This is a genomic window from Amycolatopsis sp. NPDC004378, assembly GCF_053602455.1.
In genome coordinates this window covers 114,858-132,710 of sequence record NZ_JBSGDR010000016.1, presented here as the reverse complement: position 1 = coordinate 132,710, position 17,853 = coordinate 114,858, and the positions used below count along the sequence as shown (strand labels likewise).

Sequence of the window (17,853 nt, the reverse complement as noted above, 5' to 3'; positions counted from 1 at the left end):
CCATCGGTGATTTCTACGGACCGGTCCTGGCTTTCCTGGCCCGGAACTGCAGGAGCACGGCGAGCACGATGATCACGCCCTTGGCGATGTTCTGGATGTCGGTGTCCAGGTTGTTGAGCGTGAAGAGGTTGGACAGCACCGTGAAGATCAGCACGCCGATCAGGGTGCCGATCAGCGAGCCGCGGCCGCCGGTGAGCAGCGTGCCGCCGATGACCACGGCCGCGATCGCGTCGAGCTCGTAGAACATGCCGTTGGTGGACGCGCCCGCCGTCGTCCGCGCGACGACCATGAGCGCGGCGATCCCGCAGCACAGCCCGGCGACGCCGTAGACGAGCGCGAGGTGACGCTTGACGTTGATGCCGGCCAGCCGCGACGCCTCGATGTTGCCGCCGACGGCGTAGGTGCGGCGGCCGAAGGTGGTGCGGTTGAGCACGACCCAGCCGACCGCGAACACCAGCGCGAACAGCCAGATGAGCGTCGGGATGCCGAGGAAGCCGCCCCGGAAGAAGGCGAGGAAGTCCTGGTCGGCGACCACCTGCGTGCGACGGCCGCTGATCCGCTCGGCGAGCCCGCGCGCCGAGACGTACATCGCGAGCGTCGCGATGAACGGCACGACCTTGCCGTAGGCGACGAGCACGCCGTTGACCAGCCCGCAGCCGAGCCCGACCGCCAGTCCGCAAAGGACCATGATCCACGGCCCGTACGACTGGGTGGCCAAGGTCGTCAGCCAGACGCTGGAGAGCGCGACGATCGAGCCGACGGACAGGTCGATGCCGCCGCTGATGATCACGAACGTCATGCCGACGCTGACCACGCCGATCGCCGCGGCCAGCCGCAGGATCGTCGAGATGTTGCTTTCGGTGAAGAACAGCTCGGGCCGGGTGAACTGGCCGACCAGGCAGAGCACGACGAGCACGCCGGCCAGGCCGAGCAGCCTCGGGTCGGCCCGCCAGGAGAACCGCCGGCTTTCGGCGGACAGCGCTTTCGCGGGTGGTGCTTCGGTGTCGGTCATGCCGCGCTCCCCTCGAGAATCACGTCGAGCACCGCGGCCTCGGTCAGCCCGGCGGACGGCCGGTCGGCGAGGACCCGGCCCTCGCGCAGCACCAGCACCCGGTCGGAAAGCCCGAGCACCTCGGGGATTTCGCTGGACACCAGCACGATCGCGACGCCGCTCGCGGCCAGCTCGTCGATCAGCCGGTACAGCTCGGCACGCGCGCCGACGTCGACGCCGCGCGTGGGCTCGTCGAGCAGCAGCACCGTGCACCCGCGGACCAGCCACCTCGCGAGCACCGCCTTCTGCTGGTTGCCGCCGGAGAGCGTGCGGACGATCCGGCGCGGGTCGGCGGGCCGCAGGTCGAGGCGGCGCAGGCTCGCGCCGGCGTCCTCGAGTTCCTTGCCGCGTTCGGAAAAACCGAACTTCGCGTAGCGGCCGAGGCTGGCCAGCGTCACGTTGTGCACCACCGGGAGGTCCAGCAGCAGGCCCTGGCTCTTGCGTTCCTCAGGGGCCAGCCCGATGCCCGCCTTGACGGCGGCGAGCACACTGCCGGGCCTGAGCGGTTTCCCCTGCACGGCGATGGTTCCGCTGTCGGCCTTGCGCGCGCCGAAGATCGTCTCGAGCAGTTCGCTGCGACCGGACCCGACCAGCCCGGCGATGCCGACGACTTCGCCGGGGTGGACCGAGAAGGTGACGTCCTCGAACTCGCCGGTGCGGGCCAGCCCCTGGACTTCGAGCGCGGTGCCGGTCCGGTCGGCGTGACCGTCGTGGCGCGGGCCGAAGACCGTCTCGACCTTCCGCCCGGCCATCAGCGCGACGAGATCGGAGGTCGGCGTCGTGCGGGCGTCGAGGCCGGTGCCGACGGTCCGGCCGTCCTTGAGCACGGTCACCCGGTGCCCGATCCGGCGCAGTTCTTCCAGGCGGTGCGAGATGTAGACGACCGCGACGCCGTCGGCGGTCAGCTCGCCGACGATGCGGAAGAGGTTGTCGACCTCCTCGCCGGCCAGCGCGGCGGTCGGCTCGTCCATCACGAGCAGCTTGGCGTCGTGGGCGAGCGCTCGGGCCATCGACACCAGCTGCTGGCCCGCGGCGGACAGCTTGCCCACCTCCTGCCAGGGCCGGATGCCGGGGTGGCCGAGCCGGGTCATCAGCCGGGCGGCCTCGTCGCGGGCCTGGCTGATGCGCGTGAAGCCGAAGCGGGCCCGCTCGTGGCCGAGGAAGATGTTGTCCGCCACCGAAAGCCCGGGCACGAGGTCCAGCTCCTGGTACATGGTGGCGATGCCGAGGCGCAGCGCGTCGACCGGCGAGCCGACGTCGATGCGTTCGCCCCGCCAGGTCAGCTCGCCCGCGTCGGGGCGGTGCGCGCCGGCGAGGACCTTGATCAGCGTCGACTTGCCCGCGCCGTTCTGGCCGAGCAGGCAGTGCACCTCGCCGGGTTCGACGTCGAGGTCGACGCCGTCGAGCGCGCGGACGCCCGGGAAGCTCTTCACGATCCCGCGCACGGACAGCAGGCTCATACCGAGGCCTCCTCGAAGAGCGTCGGGTTCGTGAACAGCCGCTCGGCGGCCAGGTGGGACGCGCCGCGCAGCGGGGCCTTGAGCCCGAGTCCGGACGGCACGACCCGGGCGTGCCCGAGCGGCCGGGCGGCGAGTTCGACGCGAATGGGTTCGACGAGCCAGTCCCCCAGGTCGGCGAAGTAGCCGCCGAGGACGACGACGTCCGGGTCGAGCACGTCGACCACAGTGGACAGTGCGACGCCGAGCGTGACGCCGAGTTCGTGCACCGCGGTGAACGCCCGCTGGTCGCCGCGCCGCACGCGCTGCTTCAGCTGTTCGACGCGGCCTTCGACGCCGAGAGCGGGGTCGTGCAGCGGATCACCGGGTGCGGCCGCGGCACGCAGGACCGCGGCCAGGTTCGCCTTCGTCTCCAGGCAGCCGGTCCGGCCGCACGCGCACCGTTCGCCGGCCGGGTCGACGGCGATGTGCCCGACCTCGCCCGCGAAACCCCGGGCGCCGCGCAGGATCGCGCCGCCGGAGACGAGCCCGCCGCCGACCGCCGTCCCGCCGCTGAGGTAGAACAGCTCGCTGCCGGTGCCGGCGACCGACTCGGCGAGCGCGCCGAGGTTGGCGTCGTTGTCCACGGCGATGGCGTCGACCGGAACGGCCAGGCGGGCGGCCATGAGGTCGGCGATTTCCGCGTCGCGCCAGCGCAGGGCCGGGGCGAACCGCAGGACGGCGGCGGTCGAGTCGACCAGCCCGGGCACCGAGATCGCGACGCCGGCCGGCGGGCCGGGCAGCACGCCGGTGGCCAGGTGGGCGAGTTCGTCCAGGCATCGCTGGAGGCCGAGCGCGGCGACGTCGACGGTCTCGGCTTGCTCGGCCAACACGCGGCCGGAGAGGTCGGTGACCACGGCGGAGAGGCGGTCGGCCTCGATGCCCAGGGCGAGCGCGTAGGCGTCTTCGCCGTCGAGTTCGACCAGGCGGCTCGGCCGTCCGTTGCCGGGCAGGACGCCGGCGGGCCGCACCAGCCCGCGCTCGGCGAGTTCGGCGAGCAGACCGGGGACGGCGGACTTCGCGACGCCGCAGCGGGCGGCCAGCTGGGTACGTGACAGGGGTCCCGCGCGCAACGCTCTCAGCAGGGCGGCCAGGCTCGCCGTGCGCGGGCTCGCCGGTTCGGCGCGCCTCGTCCCGGCCCCGGCCACGTTGCCTCCACTGGTGCTGAGTGCTGAACACACTTTGTTGCTCAGGCAGCGAAAGTAGGGTGACTGCCGTCACCCGTCAAGGTGACAAAGGCGTGTTAAGTCCGGGTTTCACCCGGATAGACGCCTCAAACCGTACATACTTTTGCATTTGTAGTGCAAAAGTATGTACGGTTTGAGCGCTACAGAGAGGCCGCGTTCAGCAACCGAGGGTGAGACTGTGCGGGATGCCCGTCAGCTGCTGAGCGTGAACGCGCGGTCGGTCGCCGACCAGGCCGCGCCGATGACGCCCGCCGTGTCGCCGAGCTCCGACAGGACGATCGGCAGGTTCCCCGTCGCCAGGGGCAGCGAGCGGCGGTAGACCGCGCTGCGCACCTCGGCGAGCAGCTGGTGCCCGAGCTGCGCGACGCCGCCGCCGATCACCACCATGCCCGGGTTGATGAAGCTGACCAGCGACGCGACCACGTGGCCGAGGCGCCGGCCGCCGTCGCGGATCAGGTTGACCGCGCCGAAGTCGCCCGCCGCCGCGGCGCGGCCGACGTCGCGCGCGGTCACCGCGCCGCGTTCGGCGGCCACCTCGGCGAGGTGGGCCGAGCGCCCGCTGCGCGCCAGCGCCAGCCCGTCCCGCGCCAGGGCGGCGCCGCCGAAGTAGGCCTCCAGGCAGCCGACCTCACCGCAGGCGCAGGTCGGGCCGAAGTCGTCGAGGCGGATGTGCCCGATGTCGCCCGCCGTGCCCGCGACCCCGCGGTAGACCTTGCCGCCCAGCACGATCCCGCAGCCGATCCCGGTGCCGATCTTGACGAACATCAGGTCCTCGGTCGACCGGGCGACCCCGGCGTGGCGTTCGCCGAGGGCCATCGCGTTGACGTCGTTGTCCACCGCGACCGGGCAGCCCCAGAGCCCGCCGAGGTGGTCGCGGACGTTGAACCGGTCCCAGCCCGGCATGATCGGCGGCGCGACTGCCATCCCCTCGGCGAAGCTGACCGGCCCCGGCAGCCCGATGCCCGCGGCGACGAGCTTGCCGGGCGCCTCGTCCCGGACCTTCCCCGCGAGCTCGGCGACCCGGCGCAGCACCGGGTGCGGCCCCTGGCGCACGTCGCAGTCCTCGACGGTGTGCGCGAGCACCTCGCACGAAGCGTCGGTCACCGCCACCCCGACCGACGTCGCGCCGACGTCCACCGCGAGCACGCGCAGGTCACCGGCCAGCCGGACCAGCGTCGACCGGCGGCCGCCGCGGCTGGCCGACGGCCCGGCGGTCTCGACGAGCCCGACCTCGTCGAGCCGGGCCACCTCGGCCCCCACCCGGGCCCGCGGCAGCTCGAGGCGTTCCCCGAGCTCGACCCGCGACATCGGGCCCTCGTCGCGCAGCAGCGTGAGCAACCGGGTCTGGTGCCGGGTTTCGACCATCGACTGCTCCGGGGTTGATGCCGCGCTCATTCGGCTCAGCCTACGGTCAGAAACCGGGGAACACGCGACGCAGGTCGTCGAGCGTGGCGTTGCCGTCGACGGTGACACCGCGGTCGTACGGCGCCTTGAGGCGGCCGCTGACCAGCCGGACGAACGCCTCGGCCGGCCCGGTGAACGTCGCGGTCGGCGACTCGAGGTGGTCCACCGCGGTGACGGTGTCGTCGATGACCAGACCGCCGCCGGGAACCGCGAGCGACACCGGGTTCGCGAGCTCGGCCGGCTTCGCGAGGAAGCTCAGCATGAAGCCGACGGGCCCGGCCAGGAGTTCGACGAGCACGGCGGCCGAGCCGGCGTCCACCCCCGCGTCCGGGTCGAAGGCCACGCGCACGTCCCAGGAGTGGTTGGCGACCTCGCTCAGGCGCATGCCCACCGCCGTCACGAGCGGGACCGGCTCCGGCAGGAACCCGAGGTCGACGGTCAGCGACGACCGCTGCTCGGCCGTGAGCGCCTCGACCGTGTCGAGCCAGCGGGCGTTGTGCTCCAGGAAGCCCTCGGCCTGCGCGCGCGGCGCCGAGCCGTCCCAGCGGGCCCAGATCGTCGGGTTGTCTTCGGCGGCCACGGTCTCCCCGGCGGCCCGGGCGATCGGCGCGCGGCCGATCTCCGCGCCACTGCCGAGGTGGGAAAGGGCCTGCGCGACGGTCCATTCCGCCGCGCCGCTGGTGGCGGCCAGCTGGTCGTCGGTGAGGGTGCGGACGAGGCCGGCGAGCGCGTCGTGCTCGGCGCGCAGGGCGGCGATCGTGCGGTCCACGAGGTGAGTCATGCCACCCTCAACTCCCCGCGGGGCACGAGTGTTCCGCCGCGGCCGGGCCCGTGCTAGAAATAGAACGTGTTTCAGTTCTGCGGCAGGAGGCGCGGATGAACGTCCCGACGGTGACCGAGCTTCTGCTGGCCCGCGCCACCGACGAACGGCCCGGCCTGCGCTTCGAGGACGAGACGTGGTCGTGGGCCGAGCACGTCCGGGCGTCGCGGTGCCGCGCGGCCGACCTCCGCGCGGCGCTGCGGCCGGGCAAACCGCCCCACGTCGGCATCCTGGCCGACAACGTGCCCGCGTTCTCCGTCCTCCTGGGTGCCTGCGCGTTCGCCGGCGCGGTCCTGGTCGGGCTCAACCCCACCCGGCGCGGCGAGGCGCTCGCCCGGGACGTCCGGCTCGCCGACTGCCAGTTCGTGCTCGCCGAACCGAAGTACCGGCCGCTGCTGGCCGGGCTGGACCTCGGCGGGATCGCCGTGCGGGACCTGGAATCGTGGCCGTCCGGGGACACGCCGATCGAGCCCGTCGCCGCGTCGCCGGACGACCTGCTCATGCTGATCTTCACCTCCGGCACCAGCGGCGACCCGAAGGCCGTGCGCTGCACGCACGGCAAGATCGCCTTTCCGGGCGCGATGCTCGCCCAGCGCTTCGGACTGTCCACATCGGACACGGTCTACGTCACGATGCCGTTGTTCCACTCCAACGCCGTCATGGCCGGCTGGGCGGTCGGGCTCGCGGCGGGCGCGGGCATCGCCCTGCGCCGCCGGTTCTCCGCCTCCGGCTTCCTGCCCGACGTGCGGAAGTTCGGCGCGACCTACGCCAACTACGTCGGCAAGCCCCTGTCCTACGTGGTCGCCACTGCCCCGCGCCCCGACGACGCGGACAACCCGCTGCGCCTCGTCTACGGGAACGAAGGCGCGAGCGCCGATCTGGCCGCGTTCGAAAAGCGCTTCGGCTGCAAGGTCGTCGACGCGTTCGGCTCCACCGAAGGCGGGATCGGCTTCGCCCGCACCGACGACACCCCGCCCGGCTCGCTCGGCAGGCCGACCGAAGACGTCGCCATCGTGCACCCGGACACCGGCCGGCCGTGCCCGCCGGCCGAATTCGACCGCGACGGCCACCTGGTCAACGCCGCGGAAGCCGTCGGCGAACTGGTGAACACGACGGGCCCCGGCTGGTTCGCCGGCTACTACAACGATCCCGGAGCCGACGCGGAACGCCTGCGCGGCGGCCGGTTCCACACCGGCGACCTCGCCTACGCCGACGCCGACGGGTTCTGCTACTTCGCCGGCCGCCTCGGCGACTGGCTGCGCGTCGACGGGGAGAACCTCGGCACTGCGCCGATCGAGCGAATCCTGCTGCGCCACCCCGCGATCACCGACGCCGCGGTGTACGCGGTGCCCGACCCGGTGACCGGGGACCAGGTGATGGCGGCCGTCGTCACCGACGGCACGCCCTTCGACCCCGCCGGCTTCGGCCGGTTCCTCGCCGGCCAGCCGGACCTCGGGCCCAAGCAGGTGCCGAAGTACGTGCGCGTGGTCCCGGAACTGCCGCGCACCTCGACGTTCAAGGTCCTCAAGCGGCAGCTCGCCGCCGAAGGCACGGATTGTCCCAACGTGCTCTGGCGGCGCTAGCTCAGCAATCGGCGGGAATATCACGCCATCCCCGCCGCGGCATGAACTACGTTCGGGGCATGACGATCACCGATCACACGGAACGCGAGGACGCCTCCGCCGTCGACCGGGCCGCGCGGAGCGAGGCGTGAACACTTCCGCGCAGGCCAGTACGTCCTATCGCGACGCCACGGCCCACTACACCTCGCCGAAGCGGCGCGATCCCGTCAAGACCATGCTCGAAGAAGTGGTCTCCCACCGCGTCCTGCGGGACGCGGCCGCCCTGGCCCGGCCCGAACCCGGCAAGCCGCTGCGCGTGCTCGACGTCGGGTGCGGCATCGGGGACGGGCTCGCGCTGCTGACCGACCGGCACGGCAGCCTCGCCCCGGTCACCGACGACGGCGAACTCGACTACGTCGGCGTCGACGTCGATCCGGACATGGTCGACACCGCGCGCTCGCTCCACGAACAGCGGCCCGCGCGGTTCCACATCGCGGACATGCGGTCCGAGCTGCCTCCGGGCGACTTCGACCTCTACCTCTCGTGCGGCGTGCCGTATTCGCACCTCCCGCACGAGGAGGTCACCGACGTCCTGACCGGCATCATGCGCCAGATCGTCGAAACCCGGGACAGCGCGGTGATCATCGTCGACGTGCTCGGCCGCTACTCGATCGAATGGACGCCGCGGTGGCCCCGGACGCGGTGGCCGTACAACATGAGCTTCTTCGAAGAGGCGACCGAAACCATCCACGACCAGATGAGCTTCTACGACCGCCGGTCGCTGGACGAAACCCTCGTCGAGGCGGCAACCCGGGCCCGGGCCCGGCTGAGCCGGCTGACCTTCACGGACCGGTCGATCCTCGTCGGGCGGCACACCGCGACGCTCGCCTTCAACCCGGCGATCCCGCCCTACCGCACCCTGCTCAACGACCTCGCCCGCGGCGCCACCGACGTCGATCCCGCGCGGCTGCGGCTGCGGCCGCCCGCCGAACCCGCCCCGCGGCACATCGAGGCGTTCTTCGAGACGTTCGCCCGGCGGTGGAACGACGTCGTCGCCGCCTCGGTCGGGGACGGCCGGGGCCTGCGCTCGGCGGACCAGGCGAAGGCGCTGGCCAAGGCCCTGTTCGCGTGCGAACAGCAGACCCAGCAAGGGCTCGGCGTCGGCCACTCCCTGATGGCGACCGTCGTCGTCGAGCGCGCCACCGCTTCGTGACGCCCGGGCCGGGCTGCCCGACGACGGGCAGCCCGGCCGGGCGAGCGTGATCGGCCGGGTGGCCCAATCCGTCGGTTTCCGCCCGGCTCGCGGCGCGGCGGTGTTAACTTCCGTCGGTCATTCGCTGCCCCGAGCGAGGTGTACCCGCGATCGTGCCCCTGCACGCGGAGAAGTTCGCCGCCTACCTGCGCATGTTGAAGGACCGCAGCGGACAGGGCTACGAGCGGCTCGGCAAGCAGGCGGGGGCCAGCGGGTCCAGCCTGCACCGGTACTGCTCGGGCAAGAGCGTGCCCGCCGACTACCGCGTGGTCCACTCCTTCGCCAAGGTCTGCGGCGCGTCCGCGGACGAACTGCGCGAACTGCACCAGCTGTGGGCCCTGGCCGACGCCGGGCGAGTCGACGAAGTGGCACCAGAGCACGTCGAGGCCCCGTCGCGACGCGGGTGGTGGCCGCGCCGGCGCGGGTACCTGGCGGTCGCCGTCGCGGTCGTGGTCCTGCTGGCGGGTGGCCTGGTCTGGGTCACCGCCGACGGGTCCGAGCCGGCCGCCGGCCGGTACGCCGACCGGATGCTGTTCTCCCCCGCCTGCCAACCGCCGGTGAGCATGGGCCAGCACGACGAGTGCGTCACCGAGGTGCAGAACCTGCTCGTCGCGGCCCAGGGGCGGCTTTCGGTCGACGGCTCGTTCGGCCCGGAGACGCTGCGGCGGGTCACCGCGTTCCAGGTGCTGGCCGGGCTGCCCGCCCGCGGCGTGGTCGACGACGCCACCAAGAACGCGCTGTACGACCACCGCACCAGCATGGCGGGCTGGCCGACGACGGTGGTGGAGCAGCGGATCCGGGCCGTGTTCACCGAAGCACCCGACACGGCGGTCGCGATCGCGCGCTGCGCCTCGTTCCTCGATCCGCTGTGGGTGCTGCCGAACACGAACGGCAGCCGCAACTGGGGGGTCTTCCAGATCTCCGACGCCCGCCTGCTGGACCTGGGCGGCACGCCCCGCCAGGCGTTCGACCCGGTCTGGAACATCGACGCGGCGCACCGCCTGTGGAGCGTCGACCATGACTTCCACGACTGGCCGTCCTGCTCGGCGGCCCTGCAGAACACCGCGCGCTGACGCCGGAAACCCCCGCGCGGGTTTCCGGCGTCAGACCCGCGGCCGCCGGTCAGACCGTTCCGTTCTCCCACCACCACGAGCGGCCGAGGTCGGCCCGGCTGTCGACGTGCTGGTGGTCGGTGTTGTAGGTCTCCAGGCCGGAGAACCCGCAGGTCTCGGCCTTCTGGTAGACGGTCTTGTTGGCCACGCCCGGCACGTCCAGGTCGGCCGCGGTGCCGTACAGGTGCATGCTGTCGGCGGCCCCGCCGATCTCGGCGTTGTGCGCGATGCTGCGGAACCCGGAGTTCACCGTGATCGGCGTGTTCCCGAGCTTCTTGCGCAGCGCCTCCAGCTTGTACATGCAGCGGCGGGCGTTTTCCTTGGCGGTGGCCGCGCTGACCTTGCCGCCGTTGAAGGTGCCGCTGACCCGGTCGGTGAACTCGCTGAAATCGAAGTGTGCGGTGGACCCGTCACTCTGCTCCAGCGCGTTGAGCGCGGCCTGGGTGGCCGGGCCGACCTGCGCGTCCGCGCCCAGGCCGTAGGCCGCCTGGAACCGGCGGACCGCCGCCGCGGTGCCGGGGCCGAATTCGCCGTCGATCGAGACGCGGCTCTGGCTCGCGTGGTCGGCCGCCCAGCCCGCGACGCGGATCTGCAGCTCGGTGACGTCGGCGCCGGTGTTCCCCTGCACGAGCGTGCGGGACCACGGGTACGCCTGGGCGGTGCCGGCCAGCAGCAAGGGGCCGGCCACCGCGGCGGTGCCGATCACGGCCGCGCCGCGCAGCACCGTGCGGCGGCTCATGGGGAGACTCATACTTGTCCTTTCCTGACGGGGATTCAGCGGTTGGCGAGCTGGTCGAGGTCGGCCTGGGTGCCGTTGAAGACGTCCCCGGTCGCCGGCGCGGGGATGCCGTCGGGGATGGCCGCGTCGGTGTACTGCCACATCAGCCACGTCTTCGACCCGGCGGGCAGCGCCGGCTGCGTGACGGACTGGCGGTAGTCGGCGAGCTGCATCGGGTACGCGGACAGCGCCGTGGTGCCGCCCAGGCACGCGTCCAGGAACGACTTCTGGGTGTAGATGACGGGGGTCCGGCCGAACGCCGCGGCCACCCTGTCCAGCCACGCCTTGGCGTCGGCGACCGTGACGTACGGCGGGCAGCCGCCGGAGCCGTCGTCCTTCCACTCCAGGTCGAACACGGGCGGCAGGTCGCCGGCGCGCTTGCCGGTGTAGCCGGTGGCCTTCACGGCGGCGACGAACCGGTCGGCCTGCGCGCCGCCGGTGTTCGCCGCGGTGCCCGTGTAGAAGTGGTACGGCCCCACGGCCAGGCCGGCGGCGCGGGCGGCGGGCAGGTCCGTGGCCAGGTACTCGTCGGTGACGTTGAGGCCGCGGGTCGCCTTGACGGTCGCGAAGTCGACGCCCGACGCCTTAACGGCGTTCCAGTCGATCGCCGCGCCCCCGGGGTGCTGGTACTTCGCCGTGTCGACGCCGTCGACCGGGTGCCCGGCGGGCTTCGGCGGCACGCAGTAGGCGTTGCGGCTGGACCAGTCGGTCACCTTCGCCCAGGTGGCGGGCCCGGCGACGCCGTCCGCGCTCGCGTTGACGCAGTGCTGGAACTGGATCACCCGGGTGCGGGTGCCGTCGCCGAAGTTCCCGTCGACCGTCAGCGGCGGGTAGTGGCCCGGCTCCATGGCGAGGTTCAGCCGGCACTGGAGCTCCTTGACGTCCGTGCCGGTGGAGCCGCTCCGCAGCGTCGGACGCGCCGTGGAATGGCCGCACACGACGCTCTGCGCGGCGTCCGAGGTGCCCTGGGTCGCGCACTTGCGCGGCCGCGCGGCCCACGAGTTCAGCGCGGCCCACGTGTTCAGCCCGATTTGACCGTCCACGCTCACCGCGGCGCAGCGCTGGAACACGCGGACCCGGGCGTCGGTGGCCGGGCCGAAGGAGCCGTCCGCGCCGAGGGGCGTGTACCGGCTCGCCTTGGTGGCGAGGTTCAGTTCGCACTGGGCTTCGACGACCGCCGTGCCGGTCGCCCCCTGGGCCAGGGTGGGCTGGGAGCCGGTGTGACCGCACACCGCGACGGGTACGGCCGCGACCGCGGCCGCGGCGGGGAGCACCAGCAGCATCGCGACGGCCAAAGCGAGTTTCTGCATGGCGAGGAGGCTGGCAGGGGCGACCCGATCGGTCGCGGGTACGCGGTCGACTCGGGACGCCGGGACGGTCCCACCCCACCGGACCAGCGGAAACGCCACCCCGGTGGGACGCCGCTGGGACGTCCGGGATTTCTTCGCCGGCGCGTGTCGAGAACGGCCGGCCCGCTCCGACTGAGGGGCACCGGCGGCCGGACGGAGCCGCCCACCCGAAAAGGAGCACGGCCGATGACCCAGGTGACCGCGCAGATGTCGGTGTCCCTCGACGGCTTCTACACCGGACCACGGGCCGCCAAGGAGGTGAACGACTGGATGCGGGGACCCGAGGCCCCCGGGTTCTTCCGCGTCACCCGCTGGGCCGTCGACGCCATGGCCTGGCGCGAGCGGCAGGGTTTCGCCGGCGGCGAGCCGTCGGTCGACTCGGAGATCGTCGCGGAGACGTTCGCGGCGGCCGGCGCCTACGTCATGGGCCGGCGCATGTTCGACGCCGGAGAGGTCCCCTGGGGCGAGGAGCCGCCGTTCCGGGCGCCGGTGTTCGTCGTGACCCACCGTCCCCGGGAGGTGCTGGAACGCCGGGGCGGCACCTCGTTCACGTTCGTCACCGAAGGGCCCGAGCGGGCGATCGAGCTGGCCCGCGAGGCCGCCGGGGACAAGGACGTCGCCGTGGCCGGTGGTGGGGAGCTCCTGCGCCAGGTGCTGGCCGCGGGGCTGCTCGACCAGTTCGAGCTGCACATCGCCCCGGTGCTGCTGGGCGAGGGCCAGCGCCTGTTCGACGCCGGCCTCGGCCTCGGCGCGGCGGACGGCATCGAACTGGTCCCCGTCCGGGTCGTCGAGTCGCCGGGGGTCACGCACATCCGCTATACCGTCAGCGGGCGGTCGAAGCTGGTGCTGGACGACCGCGGCGCCAGCGGCGAGCTGGTCGGCGAGAGGAGCGAGCGGTGAAGTACATGCTGCTGATCTACGGCAACGAGGAAGCGTTCACGTCGATCGGCGCGGAGGCGCTCGCCGAGCTCATCCGCGAGACCGACGCCCTCAACCAGGAGCTGTTCGAGTCGGGTGAGCTGGTCGGCGCCTGGGGCGTGGCCGACCAGGTGAACGCCAAGCTGGTCCGGGTCGCCGGCGGGACGCCGGTGGTGACCGACGGCCCGTACGCCGAAGCCAAGGAGTTCCTGGGCAGCTTCACGATCGTCGACTGCGACAGCCTGGACCGGGCCCTGGAGATCGCGGCTCGCAACCCGTCGGCGCGTCACTGGGGGGTCGAGGTCCGGCCGCTCATGCACGAGGCCGACGTCGGGCCGTGAGCGACTGGCAGGCCGTCCGGCGGCTGGTCCCGGAGGTGCTCGGCGTGCTGGTGCGCCGCTACGGGCAGTTCGACGCCTGCGAGGACGCCGTCCAGGAGGCGCTGGTGGCGGCCGCGGCGCAGTGGCCGGTGGAGGGGTGGCCGGACAACCCCCGGAGCTGGCTGGTGACCGTGGCGTCGCGGCGGCTCGCCGACCAGGTGCGCAGCGAGGCGGCGCGCCGCCGGCGGGAGGAGGCCGACGCCTTCCGCACGCCGCCCGCCGGCGACGCCCCGGGCGACGACGACACCCTCACGCTGCTGTTCCTGTGCTGCCACCCGGCGCTGACGCCCCCGTCGCAGGTCGCGCTGACGCTGCGGGCCGTCGGCGGCTTGTCGACCGCCGAGATCGCCCGGGCCTTCCTCGTGCCCGAGGCGACCATGGCGCAGCGCATCAGCCGGGCCAAGCACCGCATCAAAGCGGCCGGGGCGACCTTCGCCCCGCCCCCGCCGGCCGAGCAGGCGGACCGGCTGGGCGTCGTGCTCCAGGTCGTCTACCTCGTCTTCAACGAGGGGTACACGGCGACGTCGGGGGCACGGCTGGTGCGGGCCGAGCTGACGGCGGAGGCCGTCCGGCTGGCGCGCGAGCTGCACCGGCTGGTCCCCGGCGACGGCGAGGTGGCCGGGCTGCTGGCCCTGCTGCTGCTGACCGACGCCCGCCGCGCGGCCCGCACGGCGCGGGACGGCTCGCTGGTGCCGCTGAGCGAGCAGGACCGGACGCTCTGGGACGCCGGAGCCATCGCCGAAGGCGTGGCCCTCGTGACCGAAACGCTGGCGAAGGGCCCGATCGGCCCGTACCAGCTCCAGGCCGCCATCGCCGCCGTCCACGACGAGGCGCCCACCGCCGAAGCCACCGACTGGCGCCAGATCCTGGCCCTCTACACGGTTCTGGAGCGCGTGGCCCCCAACCCGACGGTGACGCTCAACCGGGCCGTCGCGGTCGCCGAGGTCCACGGCCCCGCGGCCGGGCTGGCTCTGCTCGACGCCCTTTCGGCCGACGAGCGCGTCTCCGCGTCCCACCACCTGGTGTCCGTGCGGGCCCACCTGCTGGAGCTGGCCGGCGACCACGACGCGGCCCGCGCCGGCTACCAGGAGGCGGCCCGGCGCACCACGAGCGAACCCGAGCGGCGCCACCTCCTGACCCGCGCCGCGCGGCTGGGGTGACGGGTCTCAACGCCCGGCGGGCCAGGGCCGCGCGCCACCCAGCAGGCCGATCATGCCCGCCACCAGCCGCATCTGGTCGACCGTGCGGATGTCCGCTTCCACCAGCTTGGCCGAGCACACCAGGACCGCCAGGACCTGCGCCCGCGACAGGGCGACGTTCAACCGGTTGCGGGACAACAGGAAGTCGAGGCCGCGGGGCAGGTCGACGGCCGAGGACGACGTCATGGTCGTGATCACCACCGGCGCTTCCTGGCCCTGGAAGCGGTCGACCGTGCCGACCCGCACGCCCGGGAACCCGGCGCCTTCCAAGGCCCGGGTCACCGTGCGCGCCTGCAGGTTGTACGGCGCCACGACGACGATGTCGGTGTCGGCCAGCGCCCGGGAGACGCCGTGGTCCGTCCACATGCGACCGACCAGGGCCGTGACGATGTCGACGACCGCCGCGGCCTCCTCCACCGAGCGGGTCGTGTTGCCGTGGTGGTCGACCTCGGCCAGGTAGAGCCCGGCCGGGACGTCCTCGAGCGCGCGCTCGGCGGCCGACGCGTGGGCGTGCAGGCGGCCGGCGTAGGACAGCTTCGACACCGGCTCGCACACCGCGGGGTGCATGCGCCGCGTCTCGTCGAGGAAGTAGCCGAGGTCGGCCGGCATGATGTCGGCCTCGCCGATCAGGTGGCCCAGCGCCGACGCTTCCGCGCCCGCCGGGTGCGTCCCCTGCACGACCTGCGGGAGCTGCTGAGGATCGCCGAGCAGCAGGAGGTTCTTCGCGCACGTCGACACCGCCAGCGCGTCGGCGAGGGCGAACTGGCCGGCCTCGTCGATGATCAGCAGGTCGAAGGGTTCCTCCCGGATCGCGGCGTTGGCGAACGTCCACGCCGTGCCGCCGACGAGGTGCCCGGTGCCGTGCTCTTCCCGCCACTTCACCAGCGCCGGGTTGCTCTTCGGCTGTTCCCACGGCGCGTCCGGGTCCGGCGTCCGCTTCGCGCGCTTGGCGCACGGCAGCCCGGGCGCGCTCTTCTTCGCCGCGCTGAGCACGTTTTCCACGGCCTTGTGGCTGGTCGAGGTGACGGCGACGGTGTGCCCGGCCCGCACGAGCCGCGCGATCAGCTTCCCGGCCAGGAACGTCTTGCCCGCCCCCGGCGGTCCCTGGACCGCGAGCGTCGAGCCGTCGAGGGCTTCGACGGCGTCGATCACCGCGGCGATCAGGTCTCCGCCCGGCTCCGGCAGGGCCGCTCCGCCGCGCAGCCGTGGCGGGGTCCGCCGGAGCAGGTCGACGCCGGGGTGGCGCGGCAGCACCGGGAGCGCGTCGACGACCAGCTGCGCGAGGTCGGCGACCGCCTCGTCCTTGGGCGACGGCCGCACCGGGCTGCCGGGCAGCACCGCGGACGGCCGGTCGGCGGTGGTGGCGTCGGGCGGGCAGCTCTCCTCCAGCGTCAGCTCCACCGCCGACGCGGAGGCGACCTTGGCGTCCCGGGTGACGCCGTCGTAGCGCAGCCGCACCTCGTCGCCCGGCGCGAACGGGTGCGGCCGGTCCGGGTCGCACGCCAGGACCAGGGTCCGCTTCGCCGTGCGGACGCGCCCGGCCGGCGGGACCCACTCCCCCGCTTCCAGGGACACCGGCACCGTGCACGAGGTGTCGACCTCGAGGTCGCCGAGCGGGGCGGCCAGCTGCCGGAAGTACTCCCACCACGCGGGGTTCGTCTCGCGGCGGTGGTAGCCGACCGCCGCGGCGAGCAGCGCGCGGGCCCGCTCGTCGGCGGTGAACCCGGCCGGGTCGTCCGGCAGGCCGTCGAGCAGCGGGTCGACCAGCGCGGCCAGCCGGGCGGCGCGTTCGGCCCGGCGCTCGGCGGCGACGTCCTCTTCGGCCTGGCGCAGCAGCGCGTCTTCGGGCGATTCCTCCGCCGGGGCCGCGAGTTCGATGCCCGCGTCGGCCCGCACCTGGTGCAGGAACTCGAGCAGCCGCAGCGCCGAGACGCAGTCCTCTTCGCTCTCGCCGGCGATGCCGCGCAGGACCTCGTCCGCGCGCCCCGGCTCGGCGGACCGCGCGAGCAGGAGGTACTCCTCGTACGCCTCGACGTCCGAAAGCGCGGTCTTCGCGTCGCCCTCGCGCGTACCGGGCCGGTAGAGCGGCTCGAGCTGCCGGAGCCCGTAGGCCCGCTGCGAGACGCGCAACGCCTTGCGCACCACGGTGTGCAGGTCCACCAGCGCGCCCCCGCGCAGCAGCTGGTCGACGGTCTCCTCGCGGGTCCCGTGCACGGCGGCCAGCCGCTTGATCGCGGTGACCTCGTACGGCCCGTAGTGGTAGACGTGCGAGCCGGGGTGCTCGGCGACCCGCGCGGCGGCGAAGTCCACGAACTCCTCGAAAGCCTGCTTCTCCTGCGCCCGGCTGTGCGCCCAGAACGGCGTGAACCGCCGCTCGTCGCCGGGGGTGAGTGCACCGAAGAGGAACTCCAGCCCTTCGCCCGCCAGCGCGTGCGGATCCCCGGCGAGGTCGGCGAAGACGTCGCCTTCCGCGGGCGTCGGCAGCGCGGCCAGGGCGCCGGGATCGACGACCTCGTAGCTGACTTCGCCGGTGGCGTCCTGCCGCACCTGCAGCGCGGCTTGCGCCCGCAGGGCGGTGAACGAGGTGACCGACAGGTCCCGCGGCCGGTCGCCCGGCGTCGCCGCGGCGAGCGCGTCGATGGAGCCCAGCCCGGCGGCGGCCAGCTTGCGGCGCTGGTCGCCGCGCATCCCGGCGACGAGCAGCAGGTCGCGGTCGGCTTCGCGGGCCGACGCGCAGTGGCGGGCGTACCCGCAGCCGGCGCAGGCCGGGCGTTCGTCGGCCCACAGCGGCGTCGGCGGCGCCGTCGGGCGGTCGCGCAGCCGCGCCCGGAGCCGGTCGACCAAGGGCCGGAAGTCGTCCACGCGCAACGTCCGGGTGCCGCCGTCGCCCAGGCGCAGGTGCACATGCGGGCCGGTCGGCCAGCCCGCCCGGCGCAGCTCGTCCGCGAACGCGACCAGCCGCACCACCGCCGCGGGCTTCGCCTGCCGGGCCGGCTCCGCGTCGTGGACCTCGTAACGGCCTTCGCCGTCTTGGATCAGGAAGTCCGCGGTGCCGGAGAAACCGTCGCCGTGCAGGACGGCCCGGTGAATCACCGCCGCGCCCGACCACAGGGCTGCTGCGGTGGTTTCCGCGGCGGCGACGGGGTCCTCGGCGTCGATCTCGAAGACGTCGTGGCCTTCGCCGCGCAGCCGGGCCAGCATCGCCTGGGCGGCCGCACGCCCCCGCCGCCCGGCCGCCGGATCGGCGGCCGGCCGCGGCGCGCCGGGCAGGTCCACGGCCTGGTTCAAGAGGCTGCGGTGTTCGCATTCGAGCAGGTCGGCGAGATCGGCTGGGGTGAGCATCGC

At 73.5% G+C, this 17,853-nt stretch carries 14 protein-coding genes; 6 read left to right on the top strand and 8 right to left on the bottom strand.

Annotation, left to right across the window (positions count from 1 at the left end; genetic code table 11):
- Positions 1-13 precede the first annotated feature (13 nt).
- From ACWEN0_RS35560 to ACWEN0_RS35540, 5 genes are all read right to left on the bottom strand, one after another.
- Entirely contained in the window at positions 14-1,012 is a 999-nt protein-coding gene (locus ACWEN0_RS35560) for an ABC transporter permease (protein WP_451983742.1), read from the bottom strand.
- Positions 1,009-2,511 carry a sugar ABC transporter ATP-binding protein gene (locus ACWEN0_RS35555; protein ID WP_451983740.1) on the bottom strand — a complete coding sequence of 501 codons (1,503 nt, stop codon included), beginning with the start codon at positions 2,509-2,511 and terminating at the stop codon, positions 1,009-1,011. Before ACWEN0_RS35555 ends, ACWEN0_RS35560 begins: the two co-directional genes overlap by 4 nt.
- On the bottom strand, positions 2,508-3,695 hold the full coding sequence (locus ACWEN0_RS35550; protein ID WP_451983738.1) for an ROK family protein: 1,188 nt from the start codon (positions 3,693-3,695) through the stop codon (positions 2,508-2,510). Before ACWEN0_RS35550 ends, ACWEN0_RS35555 begins: the two co-directional genes overlap by 4 nt.
- A gap of 231 nt (positions 3,696-3,926) precedes the next feature.
- Positions 3,927-5,129, bottom strand: coding sequence for an ROK family transcriptional regulator (locus tag ACWEN0_RS35545; protein WP_451983736.1), 1,203 nt, complete (start codon positions 5,127-5,129; stop codon positions 3,927-3,929).
- Between the two features lie 16 nt (positions 5,130-5,145).
- Positions 5,146-5,919: a maleylpyruvate isomerase family mycothiol-dependent enzyme gene (locus ACWEN0_RS35540; protein WP_451983734.1), complete on the bottom strand. Its 774-nt coding sequence runs from the start codon at positions 5,917-5,919 to the stop codon at positions 5,146-5,148.
- Positions 5,920-6,014: 95 nt separating this feature from the next.
- Here ACWEN0_RS35540 and ACWEN0_RS35535 point away from each other — a divergent pair, with 95 nt between their 5' ends.
- The 3 genes from ACWEN0_RS35535 (at position 6,015) to ACWEN0_RS35525 (ending at position 9,845) form a co-directional block, all read left to right on the top strand.
- Entirely contained in the window at positions 6,015-7,541 is a 1,527-nt protein-coding gene (locus tag ACWEN0_RS35535) for a long-chain-fatty-acid--CoA ligase (RefSeq protein ID WP_451983732.1), read from the top strand.
- 127 nt (positions 7,542-7,668) lie between these two features.
- Entirely contained in the window at positions 7,669-8,733 is a 1,065-nt protein-coding gene (locus ACWEN0_RS35530) for a class I SAM-dependent methyltransferase (RefSeq protein ID WP_451983730.1), read from the top strand.
- A 152-nt stretch (positions 8,734-8,885) separates the two neighbouring features.
- Positions 8,886-9,845 carry a helix-turn-helix domain-containing protein gene (locus ACWEN0_RS35525; RefSeq protein WP_451983728.1) on the top strand — a complete coding sequence of 320 codons (960 nt, stop codon included), beginning with the start codon at positions 8,886-8,888 and terminating at the stop codon, positions 9,843-9,845.
- Between the two features lie 49 nt (positions 9,846-9,894).
- Here the strand turns inward: ACWEN0_RS35525 and ACWEN0_RS35520 are convergent, their stop codons facing one another.
- A complete protein-coding gene (locus ACWEN0_RS35520; RefSeq protein ID WP_451983726.1) occupies positions 9,895-10,623 on the bottom strand; it encodes a D-Ala-D-Ala carboxypeptidase family metallohydrolase in 729 nt (242 codons plus the stop codon).
- A gap of 35 nt (positions 10,624-10,658) precedes the next feature.
- On the bottom strand, positions 10,659-11,972 hold the full coding sequence (locus ACWEN0_RS35515; RefSeq protein WP_451983724.1) for a GH25 family lysozyme: 1,314 nt from the start codon (positions 11,970-11,972) through the stop codon (positions 10,659-10,661).
- A 225-nt stretch (positions 11,973-12,197) separates the two neighbouring features.
- Here ACWEN0_RS35515 and ACWEN0_RS35510 point away from each other — a divergent pair, with 225 nt between their 5' ends.
- The 3 genes from ACWEN0_RS35510 to ACWEN0_RS35500 are packed head-to-tail and all read left to right on the top strand — an operon-like array spanning position 12,198 to position 14,469.
- Positions 12,198-12,911 (top strand): dihydrofolate reductase family protein, encoded by a 714-nt coding sequence (locus tag ACWEN0_RS35510; RefSeq protein WP_451983722.1) that lies wholly within the window; start codon positions 12,198-12,200, stop codon positions 12,909-12,911.
- A 5-nt stretch (positions 12,912-12,916) separates the two neighbouring features.
- The gene (locus tag ACWEN0_RS35505) at positions 12,917-13,270 is read left to right on the top strand and encodes a YciI family protein (RefSeq protein ID WP_451983889.1); all 354 of its coding nucleotides are present in this window, start codon (positions 12,917-12,919) and stop codon (positions 13,268-13,270) included.
- Positions 13,267-14,469: an RNA polymerase sigma factor gene (locus tag ACWEN0_RS35500; protein WP_451983720.1), complete on the top strand. Its 1,203-nt coding sequence runs from the start codon at positions 13,267-13,269 to the stop codon at positions 14,467-14,469. Before ACWEN0_RS35505 ends, ACWEN0_RS35500 begins: the two co-directional genes overlap by 4 nt.
- A gap of 6 nt (positions 14,470-14,475) precedes the next feature.
- Here the strand turns inward: ACWEN0_RS35500 and ACWEN0_RS35495 are convergent, their stop codons facing one another.
- The gene (locus ACWEN0_RS35495; RefSeq protein WP_451983718.1) at positions 14,476-17,850 is read right to left on the bottom strand and encodes a TM0106 family RecB-like putative nuclease; all 3,375 of its coding nucleotides are present in this window, start codon (positions 17,848-17,850) and stop codon (positions 14,476-14,478) included.
- Positions 17,851-17,853: the final 3 nt, after the last annotated feature.

What these genes read in the sequence shown, in the direction of transcription:
- ACWEN0_RS35560 (WP_451983742.1), bottom strand. Translation starts at nt 1,012, where the DNA reads ATGACCGACACCGAAGCACCACCCGCGAAAGCGCTGTCCGCCGAAAGC.
- ACWEN0_RS35555 (WP_451983740.1), bottom strand. Translation starts at nt 2,511, where the DNA reads ATGAGCCTGCTGTCCGTGCGCGGGATCGTGAAGAGCTTCCCGGGCGTC.
- ACWEN0_RS35545 (WP_451983736.1), bottom strand. Translation starts at nt 5,129, where the DNA reads ATGAGCGCGGCATCAACCCCGGAGCAGTCGATGGTCGAAACCCGGCAC.
- ACWEN0_RS35540 (WP_451983734.1), bottom strand. Translation starts at nt 5,919, where the DNA reads ATGACTCACCTCGTGGACCGCACGATCGCCGCCCTGCGCGCCGAGCAC.
- ACWEN0_RS35535 (WP_451983732.1), top strand. Translation starts at nt 6,015, where the DNA reads ATGAACGTCCCGACGGTGACCGAGCTTCTGCTGGCCCGCGCCACCGAC.
- ACWEN0_RS35520 (WP_451983726.1), bottom strand. Translation starts at nt 10,623, where the DNA reads ATGAGCCGCCGCACGGTGCTGCGCGGCGCGGCCGTGATCGGCACCGCC.
- ACWEN0_RS35515 (WP_451983724.1), bottom strand. Translation starts at nt 11,972, where the DNA reads ATGCAGAAACTCGCTTTGGCCGTCGCGATGCTGCTGGTGCTCCCCGCC.
- ACWEN0_RS35510 (WP_451983722.1), top strand. Translation starts at nt 12,198, where the DNA reads ATGACCCAGGTGACCGCGCAGATGTCGGTGTCCCTCGACGGCTTCTAC.
- ACWEN0_RS35505 (WP_451983889.1), top strand. Translation starts at nt 12,917, where the DNA reads ATGCTGCTGATCTACGGCAACGAGGAAGCGTTCACGTCGATCGGCGCG.
- ACWEN0_RS35495 (WP_451983718.1), bottom strand. Translation starts at nt 17,850, where the DNA reads ATGCTCACCCCAGCCGATCTCGCCGACCTGCTCGAATGCGAACACCGC.